Annotated in this window: 16 protein-coding genes; all 16 read left to right on the forward strand. The window is 66.8% G+C overall.

Features of this window, described 5'->3' with window-relative positions; translation table 11 throughout:
• The first annotated feature begins 522 nt into the window (after window positions 1-522).
• The 16 genes from SNA_RS13295 to SNA_RS13370 all read left to right on the forward strand — a co-directional run bounded on the left by SNA_RS13295 (window position 523) and on the right by SNA_RS13370 (window position 17,344).
• On the forward strand, window positions 523-942 hold the full coding sequence (locus tag SNA_RS13295; RefSeq protein ID WP_030063376.1) for a beta-eliminating lyase-related protein: 420 nt from the start codon (window positions 523-525) through the stop codon (window positions 940-942).
• Between the two features lie 1,391 nt (window positions 943-2,333).
• Entirely contained in the window at window positions 2,334-2,963 is a 630-nt protein-coding gene (locus SNA_RS13300) for a 2OG-Fe dioxygenase family protein (RefSeq protein ID WP_051877076.1), read from the forward strand.
• Window positions 2,964-3,006: 43 nt separating this feature from the next.
• Window positions 3,007-3,696: an AzlC family ABC transporter permease gene (locus tag SNA_RS13305; RefSeq protein WP_030063378.1), complete on the forward strand. Its 690-nt coding sequence runs from the start codon at window positions 3,007-3,009 to the stop codon at window positions 3,694-3,696.
• Window positions 3,693-4,019, forward strand: a complete 327-nt coding sequence (locus SNA_RS13310) for a branched-chain amino acid transporter permease (RefSeq protein ID WP_030063379.1) — start codon at window positions 3,693-3,695, stop codon at window positions 4,017-4,019. The genes SNA_RS13305 and SNA_RS13310 overlap by 4 nt, the downstream gene beginning before the upstream one ends.
• A 33-nt stretch (window positions 4,020-4,052) precedes the next feature.
• Window positions 4,053-5,600: an amino acid permease gene (locus SNA_RS13315; RefSeq protein ID WP_030063380.1), complete on the forward strand. Its 1,548-nt coding sequence runs from the start codon at window positions 4,053-4,055 to the stop codon at window positions 5,598-5,600.
• Between the two features lie 65 nt (window positions 5,601-5,665).
• The gene (locus SNA_RS13320) at window positions 5,666-6,745 is read left to right on the forward strand and encodes a pyridoxal phosphate-dependent aminotransferase (protein ID WP_030063381.1); all 1,080 of its coding nucleotides are present in this window, start codon (window positions 5,666-5,668) and stop codon (window positions 6,743-6,745) included.
• A 280-nt stretch (window positions 6,746-7,025) separates the two neighbouring features.
• Entirely contained in the window at window positions 7,026-7,979 is a 954-nt protein-coding gene (locus SNA_RS13325) for a chlorinating enzyme (protein ID WP_030063382.1), read from the forward strand.
• 14 nt (window positions 7,980-7,993) lie between these two features.
• Complete coding sequence (locus SNA_RS13330) at window positions 7,994-8,254, forward strand: acyl carrier protein (protein ID WP_030063383.1); 261 nt, start codon at window positions 7,994-7,996, stop codon at window positions 8,252-8,254.
• An 8-nt stretch (window positions 8,255-8,262) separates the two neighbouring features.
• Window positions 8,263-9,018, forward strand: coding sequence for a thioesterase II family protein (locus SNA_RS13335; RefSeq protein WP_030063385.1), 756 nt, complete (start codon window positions 8,263-8,265; stop codon window positions 9,016-9,018).
• Window positions 9,015-10,604, forward strand: coding sequence for an amino acid adenylation domain-containing protein (locus SNA_RS13340; RefSeq protein ID WP_030063386.1), 1,590 nt, complete (start codon window positions 9,015-9,017; stop codon window positions 10,602-10,604). The genes SNA_RS13335 and SNA_RS13340 overlap by 4 nt, the downstream gene beginning before the upstream one ends.
• Complete coding sequence (locus SNA_RS13345; protein WP_030063387.1) at window positions 10,601-11,074, forward strand: YbaK/EbsC family protein; 474 nt, start codon at window positions 10,601-10,603, stop codon at window positions 11,072-11,074. The genes SNA_RS13340 and SNA_RS13345 overlap by 4 nt, the downstream gene beginning before the upstream one ends.
• Window positions 11,071-12,228 (forward strand): acyl-CoA dehydrogenase family protein, encoded by a 1,158-nt coding sequence (locus SNA_RS13350; RefSeq protein ID WP_198535028.1) that lies wholly within the window; start codon window positions 11,071-11,073, stop codon window positions 12,226-12,228. Before SNA_RS13345 ends, SNA_RS13350 begins: the two co-directional genes overlap by 4 nt.
• An 89-nt stretch (window positions 12,229-12,317) precedes the next feature.
• Complete coding sequence (locus SNA_RS13355; RefSeq protein WP_157879897.1) at window positions 12,318-13,847, forward strand: FAD/NAD(P)-binding protein; 1,530 nt, start codon at window positions 12,318-12,320, stop codon at window positions 13,845-13,847.
• A 71-nt stretch (window positions 13,848-13,918) separates the two neighbouring features.
• Window positions 13,919-15,082, forward strand: coding sequence for an ATP-grasp domain-containing protein (locus SNA_RS38270; protein WP_157879898.1), 1,164 nt, complete (start codon window positions 13,919-13,921; stop codon window positions 15,080-15,082).
• Window position 15,083: 1 nt separating this feature from the next.
• Window positions 15,084-16,049, forward strand: coding sequence for a hypothetical protein (locus SNA_RS13365; protein ID WP_030063394.1), 966 nt, complete (start codon window positions 15,084-15,086; stop codon window positions 16,047-16,049).
• Entirely contained in the window at window positions 16,046-17,344 is a 1,299-nt protein-coding gene (locus SNA_RS13370) for a benzoate/H(+) symporter BenE family transporter (RefSeq protein WP_044365122.1), read from the forward strand. The genes SNA_RS13365 and SNA_RS13370 overlap by 4 nt, the downstream gene beginning before the upstream one ends.
• The last annotated feature ends 61 nt before the right edge of the window (window positions 17,345-17,405 follow it).

The following is a 17,405-nucleotide window of genomic DNA, read 5'->3' on the forward strand; positions in this document are numbered from 1 at the left end:
CCATGTCCGCGTGATCGTGTCCTTGCTGTATGTAGTGAGCACGTTCAAGGGAGCGCAGAGCGCGTGCGCGATGCTGGTCGACCAGCGCTCGAGATCATGTTCGGTCGAACACGCAAGGCCGGCCCTCCTCCCTGACGTCCGTCTCGGGCCAGCTCCGGCTCGGCAGAAACCGCCGCGGGTTCGACCTCTGAATCCGCCCCGCATCTCCAGCTCTTCGAACAACCGCCCTCCTCTATCGTGGCAAAGAAGAGCAGACGTGAACATTTTCCAGCCCTTTTCTGGAATAGCCGTACTCGCCCCCTACGCAGCACGGGCGCGCGGTGGTGCACGCTCCATGTCCGGCAAACGCAGACCGGCCGTGCATCGAGGCGTCCTTCGCTCTCCTGGCTCGGTCGTAACAACGGTGGCACCCGCCGACCGTTGCCGTGATCGTCGTTGGTGGGGGAGGCGAAGTCCCGCAGGAGAACGGCATGGCTGGCGGGGCGCGTCGTCCTCCGATTGGTGCCAAGAGGAAGGATCTCTGTGGGTACTCCGATCGCAGGTGGGAGTCGTGACGGCTCCCATGGTTTACGGCATCCGGCGGAGCCGTGGCGGATCAAGGCTGTCGAGCCGCTGCGCCTGACCACGGTGGAGGAACGCCGGGCGGCGCTGGTCGACGCCGGATACAACCTCGGACTACTGCCGTCCGAAATGGTGTACATCGACCTCTGTACCGACTCGGGCACCGGTGCGATGCCGGACCGCCAGTGGGCCGGGGTGATGCTCGGCGACGAGTCCTACGACGGCTCCCGAAGCTTCTACGCGTTCGAGTCGGCGGTGCGGGAGCACTACGGTACCCCTCCGCCTTTCTCGGGGGCTCACCGTCTACGAGAAGGGAAGGGCCGATACCCCGTCCGCCCGGCCGGCACTCACCAGGACAAGGCTGTGCCAGCCCTCTCCTGAGGCATGCCATGCGGATTAATTCAGGGGCGCATCCGGCGCAATTCCCACATGACCGTTGCGAAGGCCCGTCGTTCGGCATGAGACTCGCCACGTCTCATGCCGGCCTCCTCTTTGCGTCGGGCCGCAGTCAAATGGTCCAGCCGTCTTTTACCCGTGCGGAAGCAGCTTCCGATGGGGCAGTATCCCGTCTATTCGCATCTGTGGACTGAGCCCGTTGACGGGTCTGTGGCATGCAAAAGTGCTCCTCGGTTATGTGCGTAAGGACATGGCGCAGCGTGGGTGATCTCGCCTCGGAACTCCGCCGTGTCGTCGAAGGAAATCAAAAGCGGTCGTGGCGGCGCGGGAGCCCTCGCACGCCTTATGTCAGAGGCCCAAGGCGGCGTCATCCATGGGGAATTCACCGAAGACGCCGTCGGCCACAGGCCAAAGAGCCGTGCCCGCGCTCCGCTCAGCGCCATGCGAAACCGGCTGCGCTCCTCGTCGGTCGTATGTCGGACGAGGAGCGACCCTCGACGGAGCTGTGCGCTGGTCGTCACTCACACGAAGATCATGACAAAGGGCTGGGCTATTGGGCCACCCCGTCCGGAGTGTGGACACCCTCCGCGTCGGGGCGCCCTGGCGCAGAGGCACTGGATCCATTGCGGGGCAGCCCCCGGCGATCCTCCTGAGCCCCGAGTGGTGCAAGCGGAGTCAGCATCCAGAAGGTAACTGCCCTTCATCGCAACAGAGTTGTCTACCAGCACGCCGTTCCCCCGGTGAATACTGCTCTTCTGCCGGGCAGTTAATCGACAACGCCCAGCGGTCACCTCCGAATCCAAACGGAGCTGCCGAGCTGGCAGCAAGAACCTCCTCGTGTGATCCATGTCTCGAAGGTGCCGACAGCCCCGCGGTATCCGGTGAAGCATGACGGGGTCTGGCCTCTATATGCCTTCGGGTCAACCGGCGTGCCTTGGTTATGTGCACCGGAACGCGCAGTCCACGACGGTGGGTTCGGAAACTTTATCGGGGTTGTTGATCTTGGTTCCGCGAGTTAAAGTCACTCATCCATGGCCGCCAAGAGCCTGTAGGGCACTTCTCCTGCCAGGTGTTTTGCAGGCCTGCACGGCCAGGAAAGTGCGCCCTGCGCACGCCAACTCCCCCTCGGGGGCGTTCGCGGCCTTCGGGTCGCTCCGGCACGGGTTAAGGCAGTTCGTCAACGTGCGTCGAATGAGTACGAGTTGACGGAATCTCCTGTGCCCGGCCGGGAGCCTCGCGGGTCACCTTGCGAGGCTCCCCATGGAAGCGGATCGGCAATGTCGGCGATCCGGCAGGAGCGTCCGGCCGCCTCGCCGACTTAATCGTATCGACTTCAACAAAACTCTGCTTCCGCAGGACTGTTCACGGGGAACACGGTGTACTACACAGTCACGAACAACATCGACAAGATCTCCAAGCCGCTACTCGACAGCTTCGGGCGGCTGAGCCCGGACCCGTACCTCAAGGGCGACTTCGTCTTCCGCTACCGGGCGTTCGGAGAGGGGCGCGTCAAGGGGGACAAGGTCCTGTGGGGCGGGGAGGGGGAGTTCTTCCAGAGCGAGGACATCAACGGCTACGCGGGCGGCATGCAACGCAGGTTCGCGCCGCTGGGGAGCGAAGCCCAGGAGTTCGTCCAGCAGCTCATGGCGGACCCGGGCAAGCGCAATATGTTCGATGCCGAGGAACTGACCATCGGCGTCCACCAGATGCGTGTCATCGCCGACGACGAGCACACCGGCTACCCGGCACCGGAGGGCTTCCACCACGACGGTTTCGACTATGTGGCGGTCACCGCGGTCGCCCAGGACAACGTCAACGGTGGCACTTCCATGATCGCGGACGCTACGAACGAGGAGATCATCGTCTTCGACCGGCCGATGAATCCCGGTGAGACCCTCGTTCTGGACGACAAGGCGGTCAAGCACTACGTCTCCCCGTTCACTCCCAAGCTCCCCGGTCAGGCCCGCCGCGACGTGATCGTGGTGACCGTCAAGGCCAATGACTGAGACCGCACACCGGGGCATACCCGAGGCCGGGGGAGAAGGGGCCGTGCGTGCCGATTTCAGGCGCGCGCTGCGGGACACGGTCCCCGTGGCGATGGGCTACACACCGCTCGGAGCCGCATTCGGCATCCTCCTGGTGAACAGCGGACTCGCCTGGTACTGGGCCCCGCTGTCAGCCGGGCTGATCTTCGCCGGGTCGATGGAGTTTCTCGCCGTGGGACTGATAACGGCGGGTACTCCGCTGCTTCAGATCGCGGTGATGACACTGGCGGTGAACTTCCGTCACGTCTTCTACGCCCTGTCCTTTCCCATGCACCTGCTGCGGGGCTGGGGCCGGCGGGTCTACGGAGCCTTCGCGCTCACCGACGAGACCTATTCGCTGATGGCTACGGTTCCACGTCAGGAGATGAGCGCCAACCGTCTGACCTTCATCCAACTGCTCAGCCATGCCTACTGGGTGTCCGGCAGCGCAATCGGCGCTCTGCTGTCATTCGCCCTTCCGGCGTCCATCGACGGGCTGGGCTTCGTACTGACGGCCCTGTTTGTGGTGCTGGCACAGGACTGCTTCTACAAGCGCAAGGATTCCGCTCCCACCGTCATGGGGCTCGCGGCGGGCTTCGCCGCCCTCGGCTTCGGCGAGAGGAGCTTCCTGGCGGTCGCGCTCACCGTGTATGTCGCCATGCTGCTGGGCTGGTTCGCACTGCGGCGCAAGAAGGCGACAGGGGACGTCACATGACGAACAACGTCTACATCCTCAGCGCCATCCTGGTGATCACGTGTGTGACATTCGCGCTGCGCGGACTGCTGTTCGTGGCCCTGAGGCGAATCGCCGACACCGACCTCATGCAATACCTCGGTGTGGTCATGCCCGGCGGCGTGATGCTCATCCTCGTCTTTTACACGGTGAGCTCTGTGGACTTCACGGCGTCGCCGTACGGCCTGCCCAGCATCGTGGGTATCGCGGTGACGTCGGCGGTCCACCACTGGCGGAGAAACCCGCTACTGGCCATCTTCGCCGGCACCGGGGTCTATCTCGCCCTCAGCCAGATCCTCGGCTGAATCCCCCACTTCACGCACAGCAAATGGACTTCAATGTCGCGCTACGGCATCTTACGCACCAAATCGATCGAGCAGTCGATCGCCGATACTGACGAGCCGCGGACCAAGTTACGCAAGGTCCTCACCGCGTGGGACCTGACCGTTTTCGGGGTCGCCGTCGTCATCGGCACCGGCGTCTTCACGCTCGCGGCGAGTACCGCCGGCAACATGGCCGGCCCCGCCGTGTCCGTCTCCTTTCTGCTCGCCGCGGTGCCCTGCGGGCTGGCGGCCCTGTGCTACGCCGAGTTCGCCTCGACCGTCCCGGTCGCGGGAAGCGCCTACGCGTACTCCTACGTCGTCTTCGGGGAGTCTGTGGCCTGGATTCTGGGCTGGGACCTCATTCTGGAGTTCGCACTGGCGGCCGCGGTCGTCTCCAAGGGATGGTCGACCTATCTCAAACAGTGCGTCGAACTGGTCACGGGAACGAACCTGCCCACGACGGTTGACGTGGGCGGTGTGCCGTTCGACTGGGCGGCGGTCCTGCTCGTGGCGGTACTGACCACCATGCTCGCGCTCGGGACCAAGCTGTCGTCCCGGGTCAACCAGGTCATCACCGCCATCAAGATCACGGTGGTGCTCCTGGTCATCGTGGTCGGCTTCTCTCACATCGACCCCGCCAACTACTCTCCCTTCGTCCCGCCGTCCGCAACGCCCGATGCCGGCAACAGCGGCGACAACCAGTCGCTGTTCTCTCTGGTGTTCGGCGGCCAGACCAGCACCTACGGAATCTTCGGCGTGCTGGCCGCGGGTTCGTTGCTGTGCTTCGCCTTCATCGGGTTCGACATGATCGCCACCGCGGCCGAGGAGACGCGTAACCCGCAGAAGGACATGCCCCGGGGCATCCTGACGGCGCTCGCCATCGTCACCACCCTCTACATCGCCGTGTCCCTTGTGGTCACCGGTATGCGCCCGTATACGGCGTTGAAAAACAGGCCCGACGGCACCAAGGCCACCATGGCCACCGCCTTCGCCGACCTCGGCGTCAACTGGGCAGCCACGGTCGTCGCCGTCGGCGCGCTGGTCGGCCTGACGACCGTGACCATCGTGACGCTGCTGGGCCAGACCCGGGTGCTCTTCGCGATGTCGCGTGACGGGCTCGTACCCCGCCAGTTCGCGGTGACCGGCTCCAGGGGCACGCCCGTGCGGGCCACGGTCCTGGTGGGCGTTGTGGTGGCGGCGGTCGCCGGCTTCGCCCCTGCCGAGAAGCTGGAGGAGATGGTCAACATCGGCACACTGTCGGCGTTCGTCCTGGTCTCCATCGGCGTCATCGTCCTGCGCAGGACCCGGCCCGAGCTGCCGCGCGGGTTCCGTACGCCGCTGGTGCCCTTGGTGCCTGTCCTCGCCGCGCTGACGTGCCTGTGGCTCATGGTCAACCTGAGCGTGTTCACCTGGCTGTGCTTCCTGGTCTGGATGGCCATCGGAACGTTCATCTACTTCGCCTACGGCATGCGCCACTCCGTCCTGGGTGAGCGTCAGCGGGAGCAGGCCGGCGCCGGGGCCGCGGAGGGGACCGGTGCATCGGACGTGCCCGTGGGCAAGTAGCACCCCGCATCCCGGCCTTGTCCCCGGGCCGATGACCACGTCAATTCCCCTACAGGAGCGGAACAATGATTGCCACCTACTCCATCCAGCAGTGGCTGTTCGCCGACGCGCGCGGCCGCTACGACATCGACCTCGCCGAGAGCGGCGTGCAGTTCCAGCGGCTGCGCGACATCGAGCTCGACCCCGACTGGGAGCTGGATTACAGCATCGACCGGGGCATACCGGAGCTCAGGGAAGCAGTGGCCGGCTTGTATCAGCGGCCGTCGTCCGAGGACAGCATCGTGATCACGCACGGTGCGCAGGAGGCGCTCTATCTGCTCTACCGCAGCGTCCTGAGGGCAGGCGACCACGTGGTGACCACCAGTCCGGGCTGGCAGCAATCGTGGGAGGTGCCCTCCCACATCGGGTGTGAGGTGTCCGTCCTGCCGATGACGCCGGGCGAGCCCTTCGACGCAGAGGCCCTGGCCCGGCTGATCACTCCGAAGACGAAGCTGCTGGTACTGAACAGCCCCGGGAATCCCTCCGGCTACCGTTTCACCGAACGCGACTGGACGGTCCTGCTCGACGTCGCACGGGCGCACGACCTGATCGTGGTCAACGACGAGGAATACCTCCTGGACTTCGCCGAATCCGTCGTGCATCGCTATCCCAAGGCACTGTCCGTTTCCGGACTTTCGAAGGTGTACGGGCTCCCGGCGCTGCGTATCGGGTGGGCCATCGGAACGCCGGACATCATCGCGGCGATGGTCAACTACAAGCGCTACACCACGGTGTCGAACTCCTGGGTCTGGGAGCGCGTCGCGGTGGACGTGCTGAAGGACCGGGACCGGCATGTGCAGCGGTACCACGAGTTCGTCGACGAGGGACTGAGTCGCCTGCTCCGTTTCGCGGAAGAACACGCCCCGCACATGCAACTGGTGCGCCCCGCCGGCACACCCTTCGCCTGGTTCAACCTCCGAATCCCGGCATCCTCTCAGCACGTCGCAGAAAGGCTCCTCGACGAACAGCGCGTGCTGGTCATGCCTGCCGAGGTCTTCGGCTCCGAGGCGGGCTTGAGGGTCAGTTACGCCCGCCCCGCCGAGGTGCTCGACGAGGGGCTCGGCCGACTGGGCGAGCTGATATCCAAGATGCACAGTGCTCGCTGACAATGCGGTGGGCCGGTCAGTCCGATCGGCGCACAGCCTCGTCCCCTCTCCTCCCGTCCCGTGCAAACGGGTATTCCATAGGGGCATTCAACGGTCCCCGGCGCGGCAATATGCATGCCCGATCCAGAATCTGGATACCCGTTGACGAAGATCATCACCTTGTGTTGGACTCGGATCAGCGGGTGGGGGAAATGATTTCCCCTGCAGCTCGCAGTACAGCAGTTGCAGTCATTCAATAATTCCCTGCGCCCCAGCAGTCGCAGATGACGAGAGATGAGCAATGGCACAGCGAACCGTATTTTCCCTTAGCCAGGAAGAGCTCGAACAATTTCATCGGGACGGCTTTATCGGCCCGTTCGACCTTTACGAGAAGGACGAGATGGAGGCGAACCTCCAGGCTCTCCGTCCCAAGCTCCTGAACACCAAGAAGGCGATCTACAAGCAGGACAAGGCGGTGTCCGGGAACACCAACCTGGCCAACTACGACCGCCACTTGGACGTCGACTTCCTCGCGGAGCACATCACCCGCCCGGAAATCGCCGACCGGGTTTCCAGCATTCTCGGGCCGAACACTATGTGCTGGCGCTCGGAGTTCTTCCCGAAGTACCCCGGTGACGAGGGTACCGACTGGCACCAGGCCGACAACTTCTCCAACGTCGCCGGCTCGAAGTACCCGCAGATCCTCTGGCCCGAGGACTCCGACTTCGGCGGCACCATTACCGTGTGGACCGCGTTCACGGAAGCCTCGGTCGAGAACGGCTGCCTGCAGTTCATCCCCGGCACCCACACCTCCATGAACTACGACGAGTCCAAGGTCATGGAGTACGACCCGGATGCCATCAACAGCCTGGACAAGAACGGCGTCAAGCGCGGCTTCTTCGGTTATGACTACCGCCAGCTGCAGAAGGACCCCGACTGGCAGCCCGACGAGTCCAAGGCCGTCTCGCAGGTCATGCGGCAGGGTCAGTTCATCATCTTCTGGTCGACGCTGATGCACGCGTCGCACCCGCACAGCGGCCTCACCGACCAGATGCGGCTCGGTTTCGCCGGGCGCTACCTGCCCACCCAGGTCCGCGTTTACCCCTACTCCGAGGGCCTCGAGGAGTTCGGCGGCAAGGCGAGCCTCGACAAATTCGGCAACGTGCTGGTCTCGGGCAAGGACGAGTACGGCTACAATCGTTTCGTCGACAGCACCGTCAATGGATTCAAATTCCCCGTGCGTCAGGAGGGCTGAAAACAGTGACTGTCATGGAAGCGCAGGAGGAAATCGAGCGCTGGGTGCTCTCGGTGTGCGAGAAGATCGGTTTGCGGGCCGCTGACGTGAACGCCGACTTCTTCGAAGCCGGCGGGAACTCCCTGGCGGCCATGAAGATCATTTCTCAGGCCGAGGAAACGTTCGGTGAGGACGCTCTGCCGCCGGACGACCTCTTCTCCAGGAGCACCGTCCGCGAAATCGCCGCATGCATTCTGGCAAACAGCGGTCGCGCACCCGTCACGAGCGAGAGCTAGGCCCGGCGATGCAGCCTGACGAAGAAAAGTGGGTCATCACGCTCAAGCAGGCCGTCAAGCGGCCGAGTGTCAAACTGATCTGTTTTCCCTACGCCGGAGGAAGCCCCGATCTGTTCAGGGCCTGGTCGGATGGTTTGAGTGACCATGTAGAGCTTCTCGCCGTCAGGCTGCCCGGCCGGGGAAAACGCATCAAGGAAGCGCACTACCAGGACTGGGAGACCCTGCTCCAGGACACCTTTGACGCACTGGTGCACCACGTGGCTGAACCACACGCCTTATACGGCCACAGCTTCGGTGGCCGCCTGGCCTACGAATTGGCTCAGCTGACCACGGCCACATTCCCGGGAATGACACGCCGGCTCTTCATCTCCGGCTCCAGGAGCCCGGACCAGTCGCAGCGCCGCCCATACATGCATGAGATGTCCGAGAACGGATTCATCGACGCGCTGCGCGGGATGGGCGGAACCCCCGCGGAAATCCTGGACAACACCTTCATGATGCGGTTCTTCCTGCCGGCCATCCACGCCGAGATCCGACTCGCGGAACTGTGGGACGACCGCCATGGAACAGGTGTGGACACTCCCCTCACTGCCATGTACGGGCGCACCGACCCGATCGACGACCACGCAAGCATGGCCGGCTGGAAGGGGTTCACACGACAGGCGAGCGAGCTGCTGGAAATGGACGGAGGTCACTTCTTCCTCGAAACGCACCGCCCGCAGCTGCTGGACGTCATCAACTCACGCTTGCAGGGGGACGTATGAACACGCCGACGTACGACGAAGCGGCGATCGAGCCGCACCGCGAACTCAACCGCACGTCCGCTCCGTACCCCGACGGCAGCAGCGTCAAGGAGCTCTTCGAGCGCTGCGCTGCCCGGCGGCCCGAGGCGATCGCTGTCATTCACCGCGGCACGGTGGTCAGTTACGCCGAACTGAACCGCTTGGCGAACTGCCTCGCCGACCGGCTGCGCAAGGACGGCCTGCGCCCCGGACAGACGGTCGGCGTCAGCCTGGACCGCTCCGTGGAGCTCATCGTCGCCCTGCTCGCCGTGGTCAAATGCGGTGCGGCCTACCTGCCGTTCGACGCCTCCTGGCCCGATGAGCGGCTGAACGGCCTCCTGGAGAGTGCCGGCTGTGCACAGGTCCTGACCCGGCAGCGCAGCACGCTCACCGAGCGCCTCTCCCGCCACCGCGTCACGCCGGTGGACAGGGACCTGCTCAGGGGCAACCCTCCTGACCCCGACGTCCGCATCTCGCCCGATGACATTGCGTACATCAACTTCACCTCGGGCTCCACAGGCCGGCCGAAGGGGGTCCCGATCCGCCACCGCGGGATCACGCGCCTGGTCTTCGGGGCCCGCTACGCCCGCCTCGGCGAGGAGACGACACTGCTCCAGCTTGCGCCGGTCTCCTTCGATGCCGCGACGTTCGAGATCTGGGGCGCCTTGCTGCCCGGTGGCACCTGCGTGCTGTACCCCTCGGCGTTCATGCGCTTCTCCGAGCTCAAGCGCGTGGTGGACACGCACGGCGTCAGCACCGTCTTCCTCACCACGGCGCTGTTCAACACCCTGGTGGACGAGGCTCCACGGACTCTGGAGAACGTGGAAACCATCCTCACCGGCGGCGAGGCGCACTCGCTCACGCACATCGCCAAGGCCCTCGACACCTACGGTCCGGACCGATTGGTCAGCGTCTACGGGCCCACCGAGTGCACCACGTTCGCCACCTTCTATCCTGTGCGCGCGCTGAAACCGGGCGAATCAAGCCTGCCCATCGGGCGCCCGATCCAGAACACGCGCGCCTACCTCGTGCACGACGGCAGACTCTGCCGCCCCGGCGAGACCGGCGAAATCCTGCTGGCCGGCCCCGGGCTGTCCCCGGGGTACCTGGGAATGCCGGACGTCACACGCGAGCGGTTCGTCGAGTACGAGATCGACGGAGCCCGGCAGCGGCTGTACCGGACAGGCGACCGCGCCTATCTCTCGGAGGACGGGAACCTCGTCTTCCAGGGCCGTCTGGACGACCAGGTCAAGATCAACGGGTTCCGCATCGAGCTGGGCGAGATCGCCCACCACCTCGGCCGCCACCCGGATGTCAAACAGAGCCATGTCACCGTCCGCCCCCACGCCACCGGTGGCAAGGAACTGTTGGCCTTCGTCGTGCCCACCGGCGACCACTGCACAGCGGAGTCGATACGGGAGCACCTGCGCCGGAGCCTTCCGGAGTACATGGTCCCCACCCGCATCCATCTGGCCGACGGCCTGCCGCTCTCGGCCACCGGCAAGGTGGACCGCCGGGCTCTGCTTGCCACCCTCGAAACCCACGAACCGACAGGAGCCACGTCATGAACATCAGCAAGCGTGCCCAGCAGTTCCAGGAGACACTGCGCGAGCGTGGCCTCGACCTGACCGTCGTCGAGCTGCCGGACTCCACCCGCACTGCCGACGACGCCGCCCGCGCGCTCGGATGCGAGAAGGCACAGATCGTCAAGTCGCTGGTCTTCAAGGACACCTCGACCGGTGCCCCGGTGATGGTCCTGGCCAGCGGCACCAACCGGGTGGACGAGAAGACCCTGGCCGAGCAGCTCGGCAGCACGATCGGCAAGGCCGACGCCGACTTCGTCAAGCGGGTCACCGGGTACTCCATCGGAGGCGTCCCACCCCTGGGGCACAAGGAGCAGCTGACCCTGCTCGTCGACGCGGACCTGCTGGCCTTCGAGGAGACCTGGGCGGCAGCCGGCACCCCACACGCCGTTTTCAAGATCTCCGGGAAGATCACCGACATACTCCCCGAGCACCGGGTGGTCGCAGTCAAGTGAGCGCGACGACGGCGGGCCGCAGCACGTCCCTGCCCCATCTCACCAGCCCACACGAGGCCACCCGGACCCGCGTACGGGACCGGCTCGCCCGGGCCGTACTGCCGCACGCCGACACCTGGGAGCGACAGGGGTACATCGCCCCGGACGGCTGGCGCGCCCTCGGCGGACACGGACTGCTCGAACTCGCCCATGACGGAGCCGACTTCCTGCACAGCGCGGTCTTCCTGGAGGAACTCGGGCGCACGGGATACGCGGGCATACGGGCCGGTATCGGCGTGCACGCCTACATGGCCACCTCCTACCTGCGCATGTTCGGCACCGCCGAACAGCGCGAGACCCTCCTGTCGGCCACCTGCCGCGGTGAACGGATCGCCGCGCTCGCCATCAGCGAGGCCGGAGCCGGAACCGACCTGCGGCACCTGCTCACCCGTGCCGAACCGGCTGGGGACGACGGCTACCGGGTCAACGGCCAGAAGTGCTACGTCGCCAACGGCTCCCAGGCAGGTTTCTACGTCACCCTGGTCAAGACCCGGGAGACGTCACATGACCGCGGACTGACCGGAGTCAGCCTGCTGGTGATCGACGCCGATGCCCCCGGCGTCACCCGCACCGCGCAGCCGATGACAGGCTGGCGCAGCGCCGATGTCTGCCGCGTCGACTTCGACGACGTCCTGGTCCCGGCCGACCGGCTCGTCGGCCGACGTGACCTGGCGCTGATGCACCTCATGAAGGGCCTCGACTTCGAGCGCCTGGTGGCCGGTCTGCTCGCCGTCGGCGGCGTCGGCCACTGTCTGGAGCTGCTCAACCGCTTCGTGCGCGAGCACCAGGTCAAGGACGTTCCGCTCGCCTCCCACCAGGCCGTACGGCACCGAGTCGCCGAGCTGAACAGCGACCTGGCGCTGATCCGGACCTACGCCTACCACGCCGCCTGGCTGCACAGCATCGGCAGTCTCGACACCCACACCGCCTCGGTGCTCAAGCTCAAGGCCACCGAACTCGCCGTCACGGCGGCGCAGACCTGCGTCCAGTACCACGGTGCCCGGGGCTACCTGGACGACGCCACAGCCTCCCGCCTCTACCGCGATGCGATGGCGGGGACCATCGCCGCGGGCGCGAGCGAGCTGCTCCGCGACATGATCTTCGAAACACACTGATATGACATATCCGTTGACGCCGGTCCACCCGACCGCGCCCCACCACCACGGACACCACACATGAGCCGATTCAGCACAGGAGACACACGGTGAGCAGGCAGGTGGTCGTCATCGGCGGCGGCCCCGCCGCGGTGAGCACGTTCGTTCACCTCACCCAGGTGCCGGACGTGGCCTCACTCCATCTCGTCGCCCCCAACGACATCGGCTGCGCCCCCGCCTTCGGATCCGGCGGCCTGCGGCTGCTGTGCAACACCTCCGTCGACGTCACCTCGCTGCGCCCCGAGGGTGAATCCGAACTATTGACCTACCTCGCGGCACGCGGGTGGGCCGTCCACCGCGAGGACTTCGTGCCTCGCTACCTCGTCACCCAGTACGCGCGGGAGAGCTATCTGCGTCACCGGGCCCTGGCCGAACACGACGGCATCAAGGTCGTGCACGTTCGCGGCCGTGCCCGCTCGGTCACCGGCTTCCCCGGCGACTACCGCGTCGGCCTGGAGGACGGGAAGGCGCTGGACGCCACGGACGTGGTGATCGCCCTGGGCGGCACCTCCCCACGGCTTCCCGAGGCCCTGCGCGCACCTGCCACCGCCCCGCAGTTGCTGACCAGCCCGTACCCCATACGGCGCCTTCGCGCGATCCCCGCGGAGGCGACCGTGCTCGTGCTGGGCACCAAGCTCTCCGCGATCGACGCCGCGCTCACCCTGTGCCGGGCCGGGCGGCGCACCACGATGACGTCTCCCTCGGGCCAACTGCCCGCCGTGCGCACCCGGTTGTGCCGCACCACCGAAGCCGGACTGGGCCGTGTGTGGCGGCAGCAGCTCGACCGTGGCGCGGGCTCGGCCGACCTGGCGCGGCCTTTGTTTCGACTCGTACGGGCTCTGAACGGCGGCCAGCCAGTGCTGAGGCAGCTGAGCGACCGCGCCGACGTGCACGAGCGGCTGCGGCACGAGACGCAGCTGGCCAAGGCCGGCCGCGTTCCGTGGCAGGACACCATCGCCGAAGTCATCGACGGCCTGAACCACGCGCTGCCCGCCCAGCCGAAACAGGCCCGTCATCAGGTGCTGTCCGCCCACCGCGCCGCCATGTCCCGCTACATCTCCTCCATTCCCGTCGGCAACGCCTCTCGGCTCTTGTCCCACTTGGACTCGGGGCTGCTCACTGTCGCCGACGCCTACCCCCGGCACATCGAGCCGGCCCCCGGGGGCGGCTGGACCATCGACTGGGGTGACGGCCGTACCGAGCACATCGACTGGGTCGTGTGCGCGACTGGTTTCCAGCCCCCCGCTCTCACCACCACCCCGGACGGAGAGCTGCGCATCGGAGGGCCGGGGGCCCCCGGCGCCCGCAGCGCGCAGGTGTCACCCGACCTGAGGGTGGTCCGTGACCCGGGCGCCGCTCGTGAGCGCATGTGGGTCGTGGGCTCGGCGGCAGGCTCCCGCTTCCCCATCGTCAACTACCTCCGCGCCGCCGCACAGCATGCCCGCACCGTCGGCCAGGCCCTGGCCACCGTGCCCCCTGCCCGCACCCCCGACGGCACTCCACCCGACGCCCTGGCGGCCCGCAGCGGCCCGACCAACGCCACAGCACCCTCTCGTATCCCGGAAAGGCCCGCTTCGTGATAGCGCTCGTCAACCCTGTGTCCACCGGCGCCGACCTTGCCATCGCGTTTCGGGAGGAGGGTGCACCCTGCGTGCACGTCTACACAGAAGACCTGCGCCACGCCTACGAGGCGGACACCACCGCAGCCACCCGCCTGCTCCTCCACGACGGCAAGACCACGGCTGGGGAGCTGGCCTGGCTGGGCGTGGACACCGTCATCGCCGCCAGCGAGTTCGGGGTCTCACCCGCCGACGAGTTGGCCGACCTGCTCGGCACCGAGCACAACGACCTCGTGCTCAGCAAGGCCCGCCGCGACAAGTACGAGATGGTCCAGGCACTGCGCGCGGCAGGCGTGCCGCACGCCCGCACCGAGACCGTGACCTCCTCCGAGGAACTTGGGAAGGTCCTGGACAGCTGGGGGGACGCCTACCCGCTGATCGTCAAGCCCGTCAACAGCGCGGGCAGTGACGGATGCACGGTCTGCCCGGATCGCGCAACCGCCGAAGCCGCCTACGGTGCCATCACCGGCGCGCGCAACCTCATGGGCGAGACCAACCACGAGGTCATCGTCCAGCAGTTCCTCAAGGGAACCCAATACATCGTCAACACCGTCAGCCTGCACGGCAGTCACCTGCTGACCGAGCTGTACGCCGAGCGCATCGACCACACCGACAACGCTCCTATGCTGCGCCACATCATCTCCCGCACGGAGAACACCGGTCGGGAGAGCGAGCTGGTGGAGTACGTGTTCTCCTGCCTCGACGCCCTCGGCGTCCGCGAAGGCGCCGCGCACACCGAAGTGATGCTCACCCCGGACGGACCTCGCCTGGTCGAAGTCAACTCCCGTGTGATGGGGCCCTGCCTGGCCCCCGACCCCTACCACGCGGCCTTCGGCTACAGCCACCAGCACCTGACCGTCGAACGCTTCCTGAGGCCCGAGGAGTTCGAGCGCCGTTTCGCCCTTCCCTACGGACCGAGCCGCACGGTGGCCAAGGTCTTCCTGAGGCCCCACCGCGAGGGCGTCCTGGAAGCCGTCGACGGCCTGCGGGCACTGCGGCGCATGCCCGGTTTCCACAGCGTGGCGGGTCTGCCCCAGGCCGGTGAGACGCTCCGCGACCGCTATCTGACGACGGGCGCCTGCGGAATCGCATTCCTCGTCCACGAGGACGCGGCGCTGCTGGAGAGCGTGCTGGAATCGCTGCATGAGATCGAGGACGCCGGTGACTTCTTCCGGGTCACGTCGGGCGGAGCGTGACGTGCCCGCCGTCCTGATCTCGCTGTCGGTACTGATGCAGGCGGGATGCTTCGGCTACCTGTCGGGGCGGCTCACACCCAGCGGCAGTCTCCTGCTGTCCTGTACCGGGTTCTTGCTGTCCGCCCTGCTGTTCACCGCCCTGTATCTGGTACGCCGGGGCCGGCCACGCTCCGCCGTTCCCGGGCCGGCCCCGGCCCCTGCCGTCCGGCGCCGTGTGCGCCGGCTGATGTGGCTGATGAACCTGGTCACCGCCCTGACCTTCGTCAGTTTCTACGTCTCCCTGGCCTGGGTCCCGGCGACGCTGGCCAGCGGGGTCGAGACCGCACTGGGCCCCCTCGCGCTCGCCGTGATCTCCGTCGTCCTGAGGGGCGGTGAGTGCCCGGCGCCCCGCGCCTGGGGCACCGCCGCGGCACTCGCTGTTGTCGGCGGAGCGCTGGCGTGGAGCCTCACCGGCGGCGCGGGCATGGGCTGGTCCGCCCTGGCCGGCCTCGGTCTGGTCATGGTTGCCGGGGCGGGCGCCTCCGGGCTCGCCCTGATTTCCAAGGCGCTCGGCGAGCTGGGGGTGGACCCGGTCACCGTGACCGCCCACCGCTTCCACCTCACCTATCTGGGAGCCGGTGCGCTCTTCGTGCTGCAGGGCGGCTCACCGCACGAAAGCGGCGTGCCGCCAATGGTGATCCCGCTGTTGGGTGTCGCGGCCATCACCGTCCCCCTCTTCGTTCTCCAAGTCGGCCTGCAACGTGCGCATCCCATGGCGGCCATGACAATCTTGACGACGTTGCCCGGTATGACCTACCTCTCCGAGGCTCTGTGGGGCGGTGGTGTGAACATCGTCAGTCTCGCGCTCACCGGGCTGCTGGTCGTCCTCGCCGTTGTGTCCGCGGCTCCGCGGCGGAACGGCGATCGCGCGGAGGACCAGCCACCCGAACTCTCTTCGACATCTGTGGGGAACGAGGCACGCTCTTGACTCTGCAACACCGCTTACGTTCAGCCGCACCCGCAACCGCGGTCACTGCGGGATTTCTCGCCGTCCTCATCGGCGTCACCAGTTCCGTCGCCATCGTCGTCAGCGCGGCACGAGCCGCGGGCGCCACGCACGATCAGCTCACTTCGTGGATGCTGGCCCTGGGCATCGGTATGGGCGTCACCTGCCTGGGACTCTCGCTGCGCTACAAGGCCCCCGTCGTCACGGCGTGGTCCACGCCCGGCGCCGCCCTGCTGGCAACCAGCCTCCACGGGGTGTCGATGGCGGAGGCCGTCGGTGCCTTCCTCTTCTCGGCGGTCCTGATCCTGCTCAGCGGCCTCACCGGTGGGTTCGAACGCGTCATGGACCGCATCCCGGTCCCGCTGGCCTCGGCACTGCTGGCCGGGGTACTCCTGCAGTTCGGCATCGGCCTGTTCACCAAGATGCAGGAGAGCCTCACCGTCGTTCTCCCCATGTTCGCGGCCTACCTGCTCTGCAAACGCCGGCTTCCCCGGTACGCGGTCATCGGCGCCCTGCTCATCGGTGTCGCGGTCAGCGCGGCCCAAGGCTCGTGGAAACTCGGCGGATTGCACCTGTCCCTGGCAGAACCCACCTTCGTACAGCCTGAGTTCTCCTGGCATGTGATCGTCGGCGTCGGACTGCCCCTGTACGTGGTCACGATGGCCTCCCAGAACCTCCCTGGTGTCGCGGTGCTGCGCAACGCGGGCTACCAGACGCCGGTTTCGCCCCTGCTGACCTGGACCGGACTCGTCAACGCCCTGCTCGCCCCGTTCGGCTGCTTCGGCCTGAACCTGGCCGCGATCACGGCCGCGATCTGCAACGGGGAAGAGGCTCATCGAGACCCCCGTAAGCGCTATGTGGCCGCCGTATGGGCAGGCGTGTTCTATCTGGTGGTTGGTCTCTTCGGAGGCGTCGTGGGCTGGCTGCTCACCGCGATGCCCGCCTCGCTCGTCATGGGGATCGCCGGGCTCGGGCTCCTCGGCACGATCGGCGGCTCGCTCACCTCCGCCCTGTCGGACGAGCGCACGCGCGAGGCCGCCGTGATCACGTTCCTGGCCACCGCTTCGGGAATGACCCTCTTCGGCATCGGTTCCACCTTCTGGGGCCTGCTCGCCGGGGTGCTGGCGGCCGTGGTCCTCACCTGGAGGCGGCGGACGGCCACCGCAACGCCGCCGGAACCGGCGGAGGAAACCGAAGACGGGGAACTGCCACCGGCGAGCCGGACCGGGGAGGACGTCGGGGAGAAGGCCGGGGTGAAAGCAACCTCAATGACGTGAGTCCGCCACGGGCGGGGCTCCGGCCAGCTGACCCCGCCCGTCCGTAAGGCCCCCGCCCTCG

Source organism: Streptomyces natalensis ATCC 27448, assembly GCF_000935125.1.
GTDB lineage: Bacteria > Actinomycetota > Actinomycetes > Streptomycetales > Streptomycetaceae > Streptomyces > Streptomyces natalensis.